This window comes from Bacillus sp. CHD6a (genome assembly GCF_001293645.1).
Taxonomy (GTDB): Bacteria; Bacillota; Bacilli; order Bacillales; family Bacillaceae_I; genus Sutcliffiella_A.
This window is the reverse complement of sequence record NZ_LBMD01000001.1, coordinates 345580-361704: the sequence shown is the minus strand read 5'-3', so window position 1 is coordinate 361704 and position 16125 is coordinate 345580. Positions and strand designations below refer to the sequence as shown.

The 16125-nt window shown below is 38.8% G+C and carries 18 protein-coding genes and 1 pseudogene; 11 read left to right on the top strand and 8 right to left on the bottom strand.

All coding sequences use genetic code 11. The annotated features are described in order from the left end of the window. Nucleotides 1-10: 10 nt before the first annotated feature. The 6 genes from AAV98_RS01855 to AAV98_RS01830 all read right to left on the bottom strand — a co-directional run bounded on the left by AAV98_RS01855 (nt 11) and on the right by AAV98_RS01830 (nt 5707). Complete coding sequence (locus tag AAV98_RS01855; protein ID WP_060663850.1) at nt 11-751, bottom strand: DUF4397 domain-containing protein; 741 nt, start codon at nt 749-751, stop codon at nt 11-13. A 114-nt stretch (nt 752-865) separates the two neighbouring features. After that, the gene (locus AAV98_RS01850) at nt 866-1114 is read right to left on the bottom strand and encodes a DNA alkylation repair protein (protein WP_060663849.1); all 249 of its coding nucleotides are present in this window, start codon (nt 1112-1114) and stop codon (nt 866-868) included. A 98-nt stretch (nt 1115-1212) separates the two neighbouring features. After that, the gene (locus AAV98_RS01845; protein ID WP_060663848.1) at nt 1213-2664 is read right to left on the bottom strand and encodes a carbon starvation CstA family protein; all 1452 of its coding nucleotides are present in this window, start codon (nt 2662-2664) and stop codon (nt 1213-1215) included. Between the two features lie 123 nt (nt 2665-2787). Next, nucleotides 2788-3516, bottom strand: a complete 729-nt coding sequence (locus tag AAV98_RS01840) for a LytR/AlgR family response regulator transcription factor (RefSeq protein WP_060663847.1) — start codon at nt 3514-3516, stop codon at nt 2788-2790. Then, complete coding sequence (locus AAV98_RS01835) at nt 3509-5269, bottom strand: sensor histidine kinase (RefSeq protein ID WP_060663846.1); 1761 nt, start codon at nt 5267-5269, stop codon at nt 3509-3511. The genes AAV98_RS01840 and AAV98_RS01835 overlap by 8 nt, the downstream gene beginning before the upstream one ends. 114 nt (nt 5270-5383) lie before the next feature. Beyond that, a complete protein-coding gene (locus AAV98_RS01830) occupies nt 5384-5707 on the bottom strand; it encodes a MerR family transcriptional regulator (RefSeq protein ID WP_060663845.1) in 324 nt (107 codons plus the stop codon). Nucleotides 5708-5896: 189 nt separating this feature from the next. Between AAV98_RS01830 and fbpA the strand changes: the two genes are divergently transcribed. Continuing rightward, nucleotides 5897-6058, top strand: coding sequence for a Fur-regulated basic protein FbpA (gene fbpA / locus AAV98_RS19785; protein ID WP_082380720.1), 162 nt, complete (start codon nt 5897-5899; stop codon nt 6056-6058). A gap of 2 nt (nt 6059-6060) precedes the next feature. Further along, on the top strand, nt 6061-6210 hold the full coding sequence (locus AAV98_RS20470; protein ID WP_197284202.1) for a hypothetical protein: 150 nt from the start codon (nt 6061-6063) through the stop codon (nt 6208-6210). Between the two features lie 31 nt (nt 6211-6241). Here AAV98_RS20470 and AAV98_RS01825 read toward each other — a convergent pair whose 3' ends face one another. Further along, nucleotides 6242-7087, bottom strand: a complete 846-nt coding sequence (locus AAV98_RS01825; RefSeq protein ID WP_060663844.1) for a protein-glutamine gamma-glutamyltransferase — start codon at nt 7085-7087, stop codon at nt 6242-6244. A gap of 129 nt (nt 7088-7216) precedes the next feature. Continuing rightward, on the bottom strand, nt 7217-8143 hold the full coding sequence (locus tag AAV98_RS01820) for a CobW family GTP-binding protein (protein WP_060663843.1): 927 nt from the start codon (nt 8141-8143) through the stop codon (nt 7217-7219). A 137-nt stretch (nt 8144-8280) separates the two neighbouring features. Between AAV98_RS01820 and msrA the strand changes: the two are divergent. The 9 genes and pseudogenes from msrA to AAV98_RS01785 form a co-directional block, all read left to right on the top strand. Beyond that, nucleotides 8281-8802 (top strand): annotated as a pseudogene (gene msrA / locus AAV98_RS20660) (peptide-methionine (S)-S-oxide reductase MsrA); the annotation flags it as partial. Further along, the gene (gene msrB / locus AAV98_RS20655; RefSeq protein ID WP_269433427.1) at nt 8788-9237 is read left to right on the top strand and encodes a peptide-methionine (R)-S-oxide reductase MsrB; all 450 of its coding nucleotides are present in this window, start codon (nt 8788-8790) and stop codon (nt 9235-9237) included. The pseudogene msrA and the gene msrB, both read left to right, overlap by 15 nt. 287 nt (nt 9238-9524) lie before the next feature. Further along, nucleotides 9525-9674 carry a hypothetical protein gene (locus tag AAV98_RS20465; RefSeq protein ID WP_060663841.1) on the top strand — a complete coding sequence of 50 codons (150 nt, stop codon included), beginning with the start codon at nt 9525-9527 and terminating at the stop codon, nt 9672-9674. A 181-nt stretch (nt 9675-9855) separates the two neighbouring features. After that, nucleotides 9856-11340 carry a methyl-accepting chemotaxis protein gene (locus AAV98_RS01805; protein WP_060663840.1) on the top strand — a complete coding sequence of 495 codons (1485 nt, stop codon included), beginning with the start codon at nt 9856-9858 and terminating at the stop codon, nt 11338-11340. An 86-nt stretch (nt 11341-11426) separates the two neighbouring features. Next, the gene (locus tag AAV98_RS19780; protein WP_082380719.1) at nt 11427-11570 is read left to right on the top strand and encodes a YjcZ family sporulation protein; all 144 of its coding nucleotides are present in this window, start codon (nt 11427-11429) and stop codon (nt 11568-11570) included. A 280-nt stretch (nt 11571-11850) separates the two neighbouring features. Then, nucleotides 11851-13182, top strand: a complete 1332-nt coding sequence (locus AAV98_RS01800) for an aspartate aminotransferase family protein (protein ID WP_060663839.1) — start codon at nt 11851-11853, stop codon at nt 13180-13182. A 13-nt stretch (nt 13183-13195) separates the two neighbouring features. Then, on the top strand, nt 13196-13912 hold the full coding sequence (locus tag AAV98_RS01795; protein ID WP_060663838.1) for a CoA transferase subunit A: 717 nt from the start codon (nt 13196-13198) through the stop codon (nt 13910-13912). Next, complete coding sequence (locus AAV98_RS01790; RefSeq protein ID WP_060663837.1) at nt 13882-14535, top strand: 3-oxoacid CoA-transferase subunit B; 654 nt, start codon at nt 13882-13884, stop codon at nt 14533-14535. Before AAV98_RS01795 ends, AAV98_RS01790 begins: the two co-directional genes overlap by 31 nt. A 36-nt stretch (nt 14536-14571) precedes the next feature. After that, a complete protein-coding gene (locus AAV98_RS01785; RefSeq protein WP_060663836.1) occupies nt 14572-15840 on the top strand; it encodes a peptidase in 1269 nt (422 codons plus the stop codon). The last annotated feature ends 285 nt before the right edge of the window (nt 15841-16125 follow it).

The following is a 16125-nucleotide window of genomic DNA, read 5'->3' as shown; positions in this document are numbered from 1 at the left end:
ATTTTACATATCAAGGCGCTAAAAAGATAGCTTCCAAAGGTGGACTGTTTTTCACAAGCCCAACTGCTACCATGGTATAAGCAACATCCGGCTTCAAGCTTACCCTGTTTAGTGGAAGCACGATATCTTTTGTACCGGCAACCCTTATTTCAAGATCAACTGTCATCGGTGTAAGTCCAAGATAATCAGATATTCCGCTGTAAGGTATATCAGAAAAAACAACATCGCCTTTTTTAACGGCAATATCAACAGAAGGGGCATCTGGGGATAAGTGCCAAAAACGGAGTTTTGATTCACTTTTGGGTATAGTAGAATCATCCTTGATTGGAATTAGTTGTAGGTCATCCTTTATACCGGCAATTGCGATTGTATAAGACATATTTGAGATTGCCTGAAGTGTACCTGTAATTAACTTTTGCCCGTTTTGAATTACTTCTATTTGATTGCTTGTTGGTAGTATATCTAAATATCTACTGCTGTTTGTATAGCGCAAGTCTTTTAATATGGGGTTATTGTTTATATGCACATCCACCGCCATAGTCCCAGGGGATGCATGAAGGATCCTAAGTTGAGCGCTATTGTTTGAAGGATCATCTCTTTTTGGAACGGGTTTTATTGTTGCTATCCATTTCTGCAAATGATTAATATGCATGGAATAAAAGTAAATATATTGTTGTGGATCGGAGTATTTATAATAATCTGCCAACAATTGATATTGAACTGCCAGGTAGTAATTTTCATCATGTCCCATAATTAGACACACCCTCCATTTATTCCTGATGCTAAATGGATATGCAAAGAAAAGTGAAATAGTATTGATTTTTAAGGATACATAGAAAAAAGGATAATAGGCAACTTAGGCCTGTTATCCTTTTTGGTATTCTGCATGTTTGATAAAAGTGATTTCTTCATCAACATTTCCACAGGTGGCACATTGTATTTTTTGAGTAGGACCTTTATACGGAATATGGAAGGGGTCCGTATTGCCCGATGTATACTCCTCTATCACTTCACCTGATTGAGGATTTAACTTCACGGACTTTGCCACTTGTTCAATAATGTTAAAACGCGAGCGGTTGGTTTTACAATTTGGGCATAGATAAGGGGATGCCATATCAAATCCGCCTCCTTTAATAGTAGCTTTTTCCGAACAGATAACTTTTATGCAAAAGCACAAACAAACGGTTCTACCAAAGTAGAACCGTTTTGTGATTAGGCTGCTTTTTTGTTTGGAAAATCATGTGCATCAAGCTCAAAACCTGTCTTTCTTGCTGCAATAGCTTTTACATAAAACAATCCAATAATAATGATCGTAAACATAGCAGCCCCGATATAAGATGCTTCAATTGGTAAGCGGAAGCCAATTGGTGCATTTAAGATATAGGTTGTCGTTGCCATCGTCATAAAAATTGCTGGTATCATTGCGATGTAATACTGTTTTCTAGCAATGAAAAGATACATTGCGCCTACCCATAATGCAATGACGGCAGTGGATTGATTCGCCCAGGAGAAGTATCTCCATAATAACTCAAAATCAATTTTTGTCAGTACAAATGAAAGGACAAATAAAGGAGCTGCTATCCAAAGACGGCTAATGATGTTTTTCTGAGAGATTTTGAAGTAATCGGCAATTATCATACGAGCACTTCGGAACGCAGTATCTCCTGAAGTAATCGGAAGAATAATGACTCCAATGACCGCCATTGTCCCTCCAATAGCTCCGAGCAATGTAACAGAAACCTCACTTACAACCGCTCCTGGTCCACCGTTCGCCAAGACCTCACTTAATCCGGCTGAACCATTAAACAAGCTCATTCCTGCAGCTGCCCAAATCATCGCAATGACACCTTCTGCAATCATCATGCCGTAGAAAATTCGGCGGCCTTGCTTTTCGTTTTGAGTAGTTCTAGAAATAATAGGTGTTTGCGTTGCATGGAAACCAGAAAGTGCTCCGCATGAAATCGTTAAAAATAATAATGGGAAGATAGGCACATTATCTGGATGCATATTTGTAAAACTTAATTCAGGAATAGGTGCGCCTGTAACAACTAAAGAGACTCCCACACCTAAAGCACTTATTAGTAATAGTGCTCCAAAAATAGGATATAAGCGACCGATAACTTTATCGATTGGTAACATCGTTGCGAAAATATAATAGATGAAAATAGCAAATATGATGATACTAAGTGCCACTTTTCCTTCAGCTAACGTATGAATTAATCCTGCAGGCGCGGTTACGAAAACGGTTCCAACTAAAAGTAAAAGCAAGATAGCAAATGCATTAACAGTATGTTTCATGAATTTTCCAAGAAACTTACCTGCAAGCTCAGGCAAATGGGCACCGCGGTTACGGATGGATATCATACCCGTCAAATAGTCATGAACCGCCCCGGCAAAAATACATCCTAGGACTATCCATAAAAATGCCACGGGACCATATAAGGCACCCAAGATTGGTCCAAAAATTGGACCTACACCAGCAATATTCAATAATTGGATCAAAGAATTTTTATTTTGACCTAGGGGAAGATAATCAACGCCGTCTTGATTGGAATATGCTGGTGTTTTTCTAGCATCTTTTATCCCGAATACTTTTTCAATAAATCTACCATAAATGAAATAACCTAAAATTAATAAAACAATACCTGATAAGAATGTATACAAAAGGAAGACCCCTTTCTCTTTATGGAGTATCATTATTATAAATGAAAAGGCTTTCATTTTAGTGGAAGGGTGGCCAAGATGTACAAAAACATAAATAACATGTCAGTATCCATCACTGACATGTTATAATTCAAGTTTTTTTCTTAAAGCTTTTACATAATTACGGCTTACAGAGAGTTTTTCTGGACTTCCTGTAAGTTCCAGCATGTATGCTCCATTGAACCAAGGTGTTAATTTCGTCACATAGTTTACATTAACAAGGTAACTTTTATGGATGCGGAAAAAGGGATAGTCATGCAACCTTTCCTCTAGATCCTTTAAAGCAAGCTTTGACTCGAAGTTGCGAGCATTAGTATGTATTCTTGAAATCCGATCATCTCTGCTGACATAGAGTATATCAAGAGGATCTAGATAAAAAATCTCGTTTTCATATTCCACAGCAAGCCTAGAGGAGCCAGATTGTGATGTGAATTCCTTTTTTGGAATTAAATGTTTACTAAGCCGACACACGGTTTGGGACAGTTGTTCCTCATCGAAAGGTTTTAATAGATAGTCAACCGCTTCATGTCTAAAAGCGTCTACTGCAAAATTAGGAAAGGCAGTGGCAAAAACAATAAGAGGTGATTTTTTTAACTCTTTTAAATGCTTAGCTACCTCTAAGCCGTTCATCTTTGGCATTTCAATATCTAAAAAAACGACATCTGGCTGATGCTGCATGCACAGTAACAGAGCTTCTTCACCTGTGGCTGCTTCTCCAATCACTTGTATACAGTTATGGTCTTCTAATAAATGCTTAAGTTCATCACGGCTGTATGGTTCATCATCAACAATAATTGTTTTAATATTATCCATCTGATAAGACATCCTTATTTAATTTTTTGGCAATGGTAAAAGAAACCGTTGTGCCTCTACCGACTTCACTAAGGAAATGCAATCTTGATTGTTTGCCAAACATCATTATAAGTCTTTTATTAATATTGTAAAGGCCAACCCCCGTACCAGTAGGAGAAAAAACCTGATGCTGTCCAAGCTCATTTGTTCTCTCACTTGTCATGCCTGCTCCATTATCCACTATAGAGATTAGTATATCAGAAGAGCGCTCTTTTATAGTAATGGTTAATTGTGCATTTTCCTGACGGTCCTTAAGTCCATGTTTTACGGCGTTTTCAACTATTGGCTGCAAGGACAGAGGAGGAACAAGGTAGGAAAGCGAAGATTCGTCAATATGATACGATACTGTTAAGCGATCAGAGTATCTTGCTTCCTCAACAGAAAGGTATGCTTGTACATGTTTTAGCTCTTCTTGAACAGTGGTCCATTTAGCAGTGGTTGCCGTCAAGTTTTGGCGGAAGAAATGAGAAAGAGAAATTAATAGTTTTCTTGCCTTTTTCGGATCTGTGCGTATTAAAGATACAATGACATTCAGAGAGTTAAACAGAAAGTGGGGGCTGATTTGAGCTTGGAGAGCTTTAATTTCAGCTTCTTTCACTAGTTTGGATGCATTTTCTGCTTCAGAAATTTCCAACTGATGACTCATAAGGGAGCTGAGTCCTGAAATTAATTGGATCACTACATTATCAATTTCTTTATCAGAGCCAAAATAAAATTTAAGTGTACCAACAGTTTCTTCTCGCTTCTTTAATGGAGCAATAACAACCGCACCGAGTGGACAAGATGGATCTTGACACTGTATGTCGTTCTTTCCTGCTACTAATAAATCTCCTAATTTTAAGACCTGTCTGGTACTATGTGTCTGAATGGGGGAGAGAGGTTTATGATGATCATTACCCATTCCTACATGAGCTAAAATCTTTTCCGTATCTGTTATGGCTACAGCACTCGCATTTACTTCCCGATATATTATTTTGCACGTTTCTTCAGCTGATTCAATCGATAAACCTTTTCGGAGGTGTGTCAACGTATTTTCAGCAAGCGACAAAGCTTTTTGAGCTTGAAGTGCTCCAACTCTTTCTTCTTCGTTAATTACAGTTAATATAATAAGGAAAAAGAGAGCAGATCCAACCCCATTCGCTAAAATCATGGGGAGGCCAATACTTTCCACAAGTGCTAAAGCTTTAGCGAATGGCTGGGAACTTAATAGGATAATCCCCATTTGAATGGATTCTGCTAATGCTCCAGTCAGCAGCGCAACTGTCACACTAATTCTTTTTCCTTTGTATTTGCTTCGAATAAAACCTGCCAACAAGCCTGCTACAATAGCAGAAAAACCGCATGAAAAAGCAGTGAACCCACCAAGACTCATGCGATGGATACCTGCAATAAATCCTGCACCAATTCCTACTTTGTATCCACCAAGTAAGCCTGCCATTACAATGCCAATCACTCGGGAATTGGCAATCGCCTCTGAATCATTTAATTCTGTTATCCAACGGTTAAAGCCTAATGTTTCTGTACTAAAAGCGATACCAGTATATGTACCGATAATGCCGAAAAAGCCAAAAAAGATAATAGCGATTACCTGCTGCTTTCGATTAATTTGCTGTTGGTTGATAAGTTGTCTAAAAAACGATAGCCTTGTCATGATAAAAGCAACGGTGACGATAATCCCAAGTCGCTCTAACATGGTTAGTAGTAATTCAAACATTTTTCACGCTCCACTTTTATCCTGATGTGCTAATGGTAGCATAACCAAACACTTCCGTTAAGATAAATTCTGATAAAGAAAAAAGCATGATTTCCTACTTAGTGGATATCATGCTTAGTTTCTATTTTGTTTAAAATGCGCCTGAATTTGTCCCTTTAACATTTGCTTTTTCCAATTATCATTTTCTTTTTCTTTCTTTTTCCACTCTCTACGTATTTCATGAGTCTGGACACCTTCTTCCATCTGATTGGCGATTTCCATCAGCCGTTCCACATCAGAGAAGGAATACTTGCGTATGCCAGAACCTGATCTGGCAGGGAAAATCAATTTTCTTTCCTCGTAATATCTTATCTGTCTTTCTGATAAACCTGTAAGATCACGAACCGTGCCGATTGAAATGACTTTTCTCTCCTTCAAAGATGGATCCTCTTGTGTCATAGCCATTCACATCCTATTCTAGAGCTCTTACTGTTATTATAGTATATTTCTTTCGTTAATTCCTGTACATGTGTAAGAAAACTTTACAGTCAAATGAAGCTCATTGTAACTTCCATGTGATAACTCCTGACAAAAATAAAGAATTTCCACTACTGATTTACTAAACTGGAAGAAAGAGAGGTGAGTGGAATGGCAAAAATTTTAGAAAAGGCTGTTAGTGATGCAAAAGAGTATTATATTACCAAACTTGTTAATGCGGATTGTTTCATGAATCATAGTGTTCTTTCCACCTACACATTAAGTGAATTGAAAAAGGAATATACGAACTTAATTGAAAAGGGGAGGAGATAAACTTGCAGGAATATTACAATACTGATTCATTTAAACTTGCTTACGATATTATTAAATTAGATTGTCGACGAGATCAGATTTGGGAGGAGCTACTTAGAAAAGAAGGAGACCGTGCTTTGGAAATCTTAAGGTTTGTCCAAAACTTTAAATGAAAGAGGCTGGCTCCGACGTCGGAGCTAGCCTTTATTGATTGGGAAGATAAGATCGGTACAAGTAGAACAAATACCGATCGAGGGAAATGGAGTTCTTGCGATGAATAATGACTGGATGTTGGTGTTTGGTTCGTCTGTTTTGTTGCGAAAATAACTTTGCCAAATGCGAAAAAGATGGACGGGCAACATAATCACTCAAATAAGCTGGCTTAGTAGCATCCGGTTTTCTCGTACCATTCAAAAACTCAATGATATACGCTTCATCTTTTATTCCTAGTCCATGTCCAAAATACAAATCGTCACCCATCACCACGGCATTTTCGCCTCTCCACCAATAAGTCAATGGATTAAAATCAGGGTTTTTAAAGTAAACAACATCACCTGGAATCGTATAATAAGTATAGACAGACTGCATGACAAGATCTGAATCAAAATGCCAGCTGTAAAGTAATAAATCTTGAAAAAACTCATTAAAAAGTTTAGGTCCAATTGTATTTAATATGGCGTGATAATATAGAATAAGGATGGCTGTTGCACACTCATACGCATAAAATTGACTGTTTTCAAAAATATCAGTTATAGCATCTGATGAATTGACATCATCCCGTATTAAAAAGCCGCCAGCCTCTGTTATATTCCAATATGCAGGGTTGCCTTGTGAACCTGCAAACGTTTCAAAGCGTGCTTCTCCCTGTGCCATTAATGCAGCACTTGCAACAATGTTATTCCGTAAAGCAATCTCAAATCTTAATTCCTCCATAGAATCATAAGAATATACCTGTGAATCATTAAGTAAGCGTTGGAAAATTGTTTTTTCAAGATCTTCTAGATTAGGAAGAGTACTTTCTGTAATTGATTCTCCGTTTATGACAATCATGTCATCCCTCTTTTCACAAAAACAGTATCATCCTCATTACTATTCAACATATTCAATTTGAGGCGATTCATGAATGAATAAAAATGAAAAGTGCTGTGCAAATCCACATGATTTGCACAGCACTTTCGATTATTGTTTGTTTTTTTCTAAAGATTGTAATTGTTCTGTTAGTAACTCTGCATCCAAGTCTTCTCCAATAATGACAAGATTCAACGGGACTTTAACCAACTCTTTTAAATACAGCGGAGTGCCGTAAGAATACTGAAACAAATAAATACTGTTTGAATGCTCGAAAGAAAGATACCCTTTAATACGGTAAACGGAGTCAGGTAGATTTCTAAGCCAGTCTTCAAACTCATCCAAGTCAATTTTAGAGGTGAATTGATAGACAAATGTCTTCAAGTGAAGGGACTCTTTAACATGTGCAATAGAATGACTCCCTTTTTCTAGCTGTTTCGTTCTCTTCCAGCTGTTTTCCGGAATTTTAGCATAGGTGGTCAAAAGAGTGGAAGCATGCGGATTTATTGATTGCAATTCAAACAAAATGCTAGCAACCTCAGCTTCACTTACTAAATCCGTCTTGTTTAGAATAAGCATATCTGCATGCTTTACTTGTTCTCTTATCAACTGTTTTACTTGAATTGATAAGTTGTCACGATCTTTCCAACGTAAAACATCTAACAATGTAATGATACGAGCTTCAGAAAATTTGTTGGCAAATATGGGAGAAAGAACCGTGTCAAGCACTTCTATTGGATGAGCTGCACCTGTCGTCTCTATGTAAATGGCATCCAAATCTTTATCAAGTAAAAGCCCTTGCATAGTTGATTCCAATTTCTCTTGAATGGTACAACAAATACAGCCATCAAAGAGTTCAGATAGTGGGGTTTCATCAGGTATAGAATCAGAGTCAATGGAGACTTTGCCAAGCTCGTTCATGACCACCGCCACTTTCCTATTTTCTGATTGTTCCTGTTGCAGCATTTGGGTCAAAAGGGTAGTCTTCCCGCTCCCAAGAAACCCAGCTAATATATAAACTTCCACTTTTTTGCTCATAAATTGAACCTCCTGATATATGTACCCTTCATTTTACCATACTATTATCTTTCTGTAATACGAGCATACCATTAGGAAATCCTCTTTGATATTGCTATAATTCACGTAAATATATTTTATAAAAAGGTGGGTACTACATGATAAACAAATTGGAAAAAGCAACGTTTGCCGGAGGTTGTTTTTGGTGCATGGTTAAACCTTTTGACGAACAGGATGGCATTGAAGAAGTAGTGTCAGGCTACACAGGTGGCCATAAAGAAAACCCAACTTACAAAGAGGTATGTTCTGAGACGACAGGCCATTATGAAGCGGTACAAATTACATTCAACCCTGAAGTATTCCCTTATGAAAAACTATTAGATGTTTATTGGAGCCAAATTGACCCGACTGATGCAGGAGGCCAATTTCACGACCGGGGAGATTCTTATCGTACGGCCATTTTCTATCATTCTGATGAACAAAAAGAAATCGCCGAAAAATCCAAACATGACTTAGACCAAAGTGGAAGATTTAAAGACCCAATCGTAACAGAAATCCTTCCTGCAAAGCCATTTTATGCAGCAGAAGAGTATCACCAAGATTATTACAAGAAAAATCCTTTCCGCTACAAGATGTATCAAGCAGGATCTGGGAGGGCTGCCTTTATCAAAGAGAATTGGAAAAAAGAAAACCATGCAGACTTGAAAAAGAAGCTAACACCCATGCAGTATGAAGTTACACAAAATAATGGTACAGAACCACCTTTTAAGAATGAATTCTGGAATCATACAGAAGAAGGAATCTATGTCGACATAGTTTCTGGGGAGCCACTGTTCTCTTCCCTTGATAAATATGATGCCGGATGCGGCTGGCCAAGCTTTACCAAGCCAATAAAAAAAGAACAAATTAAAGAAGAGATGGATGTAACCCACAGAATGGTAAGGACGGAAGTTAGAAGCAAAAAGGGAGATTCTCATTTAGGTCACGTGTTTGAGGACGGCCCTGTTGATAAAGGCGGTCTTAGGTATTGTATCAACTCTGCTGCCCTTCGCTTTATTCCGGTTAGCCAACTAAAAAAAGAGGGCTATGGAGAATACAACAAGTTATTTTCATAAAGAATTATCGGAGTGTACATCACACTCCGTCTTTTTATGAATTAGAATAACTTCCTGATTTCCGTTCCAAGCGCTTCGCTTGTCTGCGGGAGGTCCGTGAGCCTCCTCGCTTCGCTGTGGGGTCTCACCTGTCCCTTCCTCCCGCGGGCGTCTACGCGCCTTCCACTCCAATCAACAAGGGTATATCATTCTACAGTTGATAAAAAATACGGTTTACTTCAGTAAAATAAGGTATATTATATTTGTTGCATAGATTTTCTTTAAAACAATAAAAGTAGGTGAACAAATTGGGGAAATATCAATTGGATAACAAAGGTAAGGTAGCTGTGGCCAAGTTTCATGAAAAACAGACACCTGCTAAATTTGATAAAAAGCAACAACTTGAAAAATTACGTGCGGAGTATTTGAAAAAGAAGCAAAAACAAACAGATAAATAATATGGATAATAAAATAGGAAGACCAAATTCTTCATATGTAGTACCGGGCAGCTTGCCCGTTTTTTTATGTCAAAATTCAACAAAATAACAGAAATATTGCAGGATAACAGAAGGAACATGAAGAATTAATAGATATAAAGGAAACAAAAGCAACAAGGATGATGGAGTGGGGGATTATGCAATGTCAGCGGTAAGTGTAAAAGAATTAAAGTTTCAAGATTTAATCAACAAAAATAAGCTTATGTTTTTCGTGATTTTTATCTCGTATGGTGCAGGACTTCTAGTGAATTTCTTTGTACCGGCGGCAACCATTATAACCGTGACCTTATTTGTTGCCTTATGCTTAGGGATCGTTTTATTAATTTTGACTAGATGGAAAAATTGGTTCCACTATTTAGTTCCTTACTTTACAGTAGGTGTAACATTTTTAGTATTTTTAATCATTCTTTTAAACCGCGGGGCATCTTTATCAGGATTTATTCTACCTTTTTTTGTTTTGATGCTTGCAACCGTTTACTTTAATAGAAATGTTTTTATCGTTGGAGGGGTGGGGAGTTTAGTCCTTTTCGCTTACTCACTTTGGTCATTTTTAAACGGTAATCTGATGACGGACGGACAACTAGGAAATATAGTTCTATTATTCTTTTTGTTGTTTGTCATTACATTTGTTCAAGTGAAAATAGGGAAGAAACTGTTTGCTCAATTTGAGGGAATTGTAGACACGATGCAAGCTGCAAGTGAAGAGCGGCATATCAAGCAAGAAGCCTTTCAGCAGGATGCCATGACATTAATTGACCAAGTCAATAAAGTCCATGAGCGCTTGAACATGAATATTCAATCGCAGAAAGAGGTTTCTTTAACGATACAGGAGCTTTCGGTGGGAAGTTCAAAACAAGCAGACCAAATTGGTGGCATAGCGGAACAGACGAATGATGTATCCATATTGATGGATAATGTTGTAGAGAAATCCAATAGTTTATATCAAACTACTAATGCTACTAAGTTCACAGCTGATCAAGGGGAAGAGATGGCGGTAGAACTTCAAGAAAACATGAAAAGTTTTTCACAAGATGTGGCGGAAATGGACGCTGTATTCCAGGTACTTACGGAAAAAATTGACGAAACGAATATATTAACTCAACACATAAAAAATATTACGGATCAGACAAACTTACTGGCTCTAAATGCATCTATTGAAGCGGCTAGAGCAGGCGAAGCTGGAAGAGGATTTGCGGTGGTAGCGGAGGAGATTCGGAAGCTTGCCACCTCAACTGGCGAAACGACAAAAGAGATTACAGAAAATCTTTCCTCTTTAAACCAAACAAAAGAAGAAGTATTGAAACAGTTGCAACTTAACATAGCAAAAATGGGGAAAAACCTTGAAGCAACTACTCAAGTAAATCAATCCTTTCAACAAATAAGCGAAACTTTGAAAGCATTATTGACTGATGCCCAACAATTCCGCGATTTTGCGAGCACAGTAAAAGAAAAAACAGCAACTACAGATTCGTATACGAGTGAATTTGCAGCATTGATGGAAGAAGCTACTGCTGGTTTAGAGGAAATTAGCGCGACAGTCGAACAAGTTACAGAGGACAACACGCATATAGAGGAAACACTAAAAAGCATGGTCAAAATCATTGATAAAATGGAGCAACATAAATAGATTTTTCAAAAATGGGCATATGCACATACAGGACAGCCACCCATATCATAGTGTAGAAGTGTAAATATTAAACAGGAGTGATGACCATGCACGATTACTGTTACTACACTTGCGGACCATGCGGCTATCCACCTCAAGTAGCCCCGGCATATGGCTGTGGAAATACATTCGTTTTGATCGTAGTTCTATTCATTTTGTTAATCATTGTTGGAGCTTGCTATTGCAAATAAGATAAGTTTTAAAAGAAGTATCACTCAGGAACTGAGAGTGATGCTTTTTTTGTTTTAGAAAGGGGTCGCCAAGGTGAAAGAGCGCAGCCGTTTGCGCAAAGTAACAGCGGGGTTAAACTGTTTATTAATCCACAAATTGAACGAAAGATTTCATTCAACTGAACATAGAATGAAAGTAAGCTAGCTTATCGACAGCCAGGATTTACCTTGCTTGAAACGGGCAGGAGCTACCTTTGCTAGTAAACGGTTACAGGACAGTTGTGGAAAGGAGTAATCGTTTATGGATCAATCCTATCTTATTAAGCCTTTATTAGATAAAGAATATCCGGTGATAAGCCACGGTAGCGGAGTGTATTTATATGATGTCACTGGTAAGAAATATTTGGATGGTTCGTCTGGAGCTGTTACGGCAAGCATTGGTCATCATGTACAAGCTGTAATAGATGCGATGGCTGACCAGGCAAGCAAAGTATCATTCGTTTATCGATCCCAATTCAGCAGTGTTCCTGCGGAAAAACTGGCAACAAAGATTAGTTCTATCACACCAGGAGATATTAATTGGTCGTTTTTCGTAAATAGTGGGACAGAAGCTGTGGAAACAGCAATGAAAATATCAATCCAATATTGGCAAGAGGAAGGAGAACCTAAAAAAAACCAGATTATTTCACGATGGAAAAGCTATCACGGTATTACAATAGGAGCACTATCCCTCTCAGGACATGCGGATCGCAGGAAGAGATTTGAGCCTTTATTGGAAAAGTCTCCTGTAGTAGAACCGCCTTATTGTTACCGTTGTCCTTTTCAACTTGAATATCCATCATGTGGTCTTAAATGTGCGGAAGATCTAGAGCGTGCCATCTTGGAAATTGGGGAAAAGAACATCGCAGCATTTGTAGCCGAGCCGGTGATTGGGGCAGCAGCTGGAGCAATCTGCCCGCCTGATGGGTATTATCAAAGAATTGCAGCGATTTGCAAAAAATATCACATTCATTTTATTGCAGACGAAGTAATGACAGGTATCGGAAGAACGGGCAAAATGTTTGCGATGGAACATTGGGACGTCATTCCAGACATTATTTGTATAGGCAAAGGCATGAGTGCTGGTTATACTCCCATTGCTGCAACCCTAGTGAGCGAGAGGATAATAGAAAGCATTCTAAAGGGGTCTAGGCTGATTATGAGTGGACATACGTATAGTGCTAATCCCCAATCTGCAGCAGTTGCATTAGCTGTATTAGAATACATTGAAAGCCAAAATCTTGTAAGAAATGGCCTGCATATGGGAGATTATCTGTTGCAACAATTACATCAATTAAAACAAACTTACTCCTTTATTGGTGATGTTAGAGGCAAAGGACTTTTACTTGGAATGGAAATTGTAGCAGATCTTGCAACGAAGTATCCTTACTCACAAGAAAAAGCAGTCACCCCGAGACTGGTAGAGTTGGCCCAGAAAAATGGTTTGCTCATCTACCCTGCATCAGCGGGAATTGAAGGTGTCGGAGGCGATGCCGTCATTATTGCACCTCCACTATCAATCAACCAAAAAGAAATAGATGAACTGATTACCATCCTAGAAATGACACTAAACGAACTTCAAGCAGAATTGTAAGGAGTGGACAGGGATGGAGAAAGTTGAGAATACATTCAACAAAATAGTGGAACAGGAATTGGTCCGCCAATTATTTTTTGATGGAATGACATTGATGTTCGGCGGCTTTGGAGGTGTAGGGACACCTCCGAAATTGGTTGATGACCTCTTGGCTTCAAAGGTGAAAAACCTGACACTTATCGGAAATGACGCAGGCTTTCCGACTATAGGGATTGGTAAGGTAGTGTGTGCAGGAAGGGTAAATAAATTGATTGCTTCCCATATAGGTTCTAATCCAGTTGCAGGCAGAATGATGACAGATAAAAAGATGGAAGTCGAGTTCAGTCCGCAGGGAACATTAGCAGAAAGAATAAGAGCTGGTGGTGTAGGTTTAGGAGGGATTTTGGTAGATGTAGGGATTGAGAGTGATATTGTAACAAAAAACAAGCAAATTCTTACATCAGGTGGAAAAGAATATATTCTTGAACCAGCTTTAACTGCAGACCTTTCAATCGTCTATGCAAAAAAAGCAGATCCATATGGGAATCTTATTTTCGATAAAAGCGCCAGAAACACCAATCCTCTTGTGGCAATGGCAGGGGCAAAAACCATCGTGGAAGTGGAGGAATTTGTTCCTCTAGGTTGTTTGGATCCGGAAGAAATTGTCGTGCCCGGAGTATATGTGGATTATATGGTTCAAAGCGAGGGGGTGAACTGGACATGGGTATGGGAGGAAACATACGGAATTTGATTGCCAAAAGAGCGGCCAAGGAAATAGAAAATGGAATGGTTGTAAACTTAGGAATAGGTATTCCATCCCTGGTACCCAATCACCTACCGGAAAATATCCATGTTTTTTTCCAAGCAGAAAACGGTGTGTTAGGAATGGCATCGACTCCTCAGTCCGGGGAAGAAGATGCCAATCTCTGTAATGCTGCCGGATTTCCGGTATCTGTCCAGCTTGGTGCATCCTATTTTGATAGTGCACTAGCTTTTGGAATGATTAGGAAAGGGAAGCTGGATATTACGATTCTTGGATCACTACAAGTATCGGAACAGGGAGATTTGGCTAACTGGATCGTCCCCGGCAAAAGGGTACCAGGAATGGGTGGGGCTATGGAACTTTCACAAAAAGCAAAAAAAGTGATCGTATTAATGAGCCATACAGATAAAAATGGGCAATCAAAAGTGGTAAAATCATGCAGTTTACCTGTAACTACACCAAAATGTGTGGACATCATTATTACTGATTTAGCAGTTTTTGAGATTACAGAAGCTGGACTTTATCTTCGAGAATTAATGCCAGGCGTGAGTTTGGAACAGGTGAAAGAGAAAACTGAAGCACCCTTTACATTGTCGCCTACATTTTTATAATGAATTAATTATGCTGTGAAAAGAAGGGGGGATGAAATGAAAGAGAAAATGCTCAAGGAATGGTTGGTTAAGAACAAGGGAAGTGCTGTCAAACTTTTAAGAAAGCTTATCCAAGAAAGAAGTGTACAGGGCAATGAAAGTTCTGCGCAAGCAGTGGTAATCGAAGCGTGTCGGGAACTGGGGATGGAAATAGACATATGGGAGCCGGATAGTAAAGAAATGAGTTTGCATGAAAATTTTGTATCCACACGGGATAATTTTGAGGATTCTCCTAATGTTGTCGCGACCTGGAAGGGAACTGGAGGTGGTCGTTCCATCATCCTTAATGGGCATATCGATGTAGTCCCTGAAGGAGACTTGTTACAGTGGGAATGTGATCCGTACGAAGGTAAAGTTCAAGATGGAAAAATATATGGCAGGGGAAGCACCGATATGAAGGGAGGGAACGTCTCCCTACTACTTGCATTAAATGCGTTAAAATCCATTGGAGTAAAACTTAAAGGGGATGTAATTTTTCAAAGTGTCATTGAAGAAGAGAGCGGGGGAGCGGGAACGTTAGCGACCATTCTTCGCGGCTATTCCGCAGATGCAGTACTGATACCAGAACCTACAAATATGAAAATTTTCCCAAAACAACAAGGATCCATGTGGTTTCGTCTAAAAGTAAAGGGGCGGTCAGCACATGGAGGAACGAGATATGAGGGAGTAAGTGCCCTTGAAAAGAGCATTCTGGTTATAAAAAAAATCCAAGAGTTAGAAACGAAAAGAAATAAAAGAGTAGAAGATCCTTTATATAAAGGCATTCCAATTCCCCTTCCAATCAATATCGGAAAAGTAGAAGGAGGAAGTTGGCCATCCTCGGTACCAGATATAGTAGTGTTGGAAGGAAGAATAGGAGTAGGACCTGAAGAAAAACTAGTAGACGTCAAACAAGAACTTGCAACGTGGATGAATAAGATGAGTGAGACTGATTCGTGGTTTAAACGTCATCCTGTCGAACTTGAGTGGTTTGGTGCGCAGTGGGTGCCGGGATCAGTAGAGTTAAGCCATCCCTTTGTGAAGATGATGGAAAAGGCTTATATACAAGTGGAAAAGAAGCAACCCATTTTAGAAGCATCACCTTGGGGGACAGATGGAGGACTATTCACCCAGCTTTCAGGTATCCCAACAGTCGTATGCGGTCCCGGAACAACTGAAGTAGCGCATTATCCTAATGAGTTTATCTACATTGACGAAATGATAAAGGCTGCAGAGATTTTTGCCATCCTTTTAATGGACTGGTGCGAAACCTCAGATGAAGTTTAGATGAATAACCAAGCTACAAAAAAGACCGGGCGGTTTTGCCCGGTTATTTTTATTGGTGTGGTGATAGTAGGGAGGGTGGTGGATATTGATGGAATTTGTCAATTTCTTGATATAATTTGTTTTTTCTTGATATATCTTCAAAATTATTGATATCCTGTGAGAATTATTGATATACCTCAGAAATTATTGATATCCTCCAATTCTTCTTGAAACCCCATCCTTCCACGTGCCTGCATAGCATTAGATAACTGCCCAAAATTTGCGTATTTCACTCTGATTTACATA

Bases quoted from the DNA above. Each gene is read 5' to 3' on its own strand.
- AAV98_RS01855 (WP_060663850.1), bottom strand. From the start codon at position 751: ATGGGACATGATGAAAATTACTACCTGGCAGTTCAATATCAATTGTTG.
- AAV98_RS01850 (WP_060663849.1), bottom strand. From the start codon at position 1,114: ATGGCATCCCCTTATCTATGCCCAAATTGTAAAACCAACCGCTCGCGT.
- AAV98_RS01840 (WP_060663847.1), bottom strand. From the start codon at position 3,516: ATGGATAATATTAAAACAATTATTGTTGATGATGAACCATACAGCCGT.
- AAV98_RS01835 (WP_060663846.1), bottom strand. From the start codon at position 5,269: ATGTTTGAATTACTACTAACCATGTTAGAGCGACTTGGGATTATCGTC.
- AAV98_RS01830 (WP_060663845.1), bottom strand. From the start codon at position 5,707: ATGACACAAGAGGATCCATCTTTGAAGGAGAGAAAAGTCATTTCAATC.
- fbpA (WP_082380720.1), top strand. From the start codon at position 5,897: ATGGCAAAAATTTTAGAAAAGGCTGTTAGTGATGCAAAAGAGTATTAT.
- AAV98_RS01825 (WP_060663844.1), bottom strand. From the start codon at position 7,087: ATGATTGTCATAAACGGAGAATCAATTACAGAAAGTACTCTTCCTAAT.
- AAV98_RS01820 (WP_060663843.1), bottom strand. From the start codon at position 8,143: ATGAGCAAAAAAGTGGAAGTTTATATATTAGCTGGGTTTCTTGGGAGC.
- AAV98_RS01805 (WP_060663840.1), top strand. From the start codon at position 9,856: ATGTCAGCGGTAAGTGTAAAAGAATTAAAGTTTCAAGATTTAATCAAC.
- AAV98_RS19780 (WP_082380719.1), top strand. From the start codon at position 11,427: ATGCACGATTACTGTTACTACACTTGCGGACCATGCGGCTATCCACCT.
- AAV98_RS01800 (WP_060663839.1), top strand. From the start codon at position 11,851: ATGGATCAATCCTATCTTATTAAGCCTTTATTAGATAAAGAATATCCG.
- AAV98_RS01795 (WP_060663838.1), top strand. From the start codon at position 13,196: ATGGAGAAAGTTGAGAATACATTCAACAAAATAGTGGAACAGGAATTG.
- AAV98_RS01790 (WP_060663837.1), top strand. From the start codon at position 13,882: ATGGGTATGGGAGGAAACATACGGAATTTGATTGCCAAAAGAGCGGCC.
- AAV98_RS01785 (WP_060663836.1), top strand. From the start codon at position 14,572: ATGAAAGAGAAAATGCTCAAGGAATGGTTGGTTAAGAACAAGGGAAGT.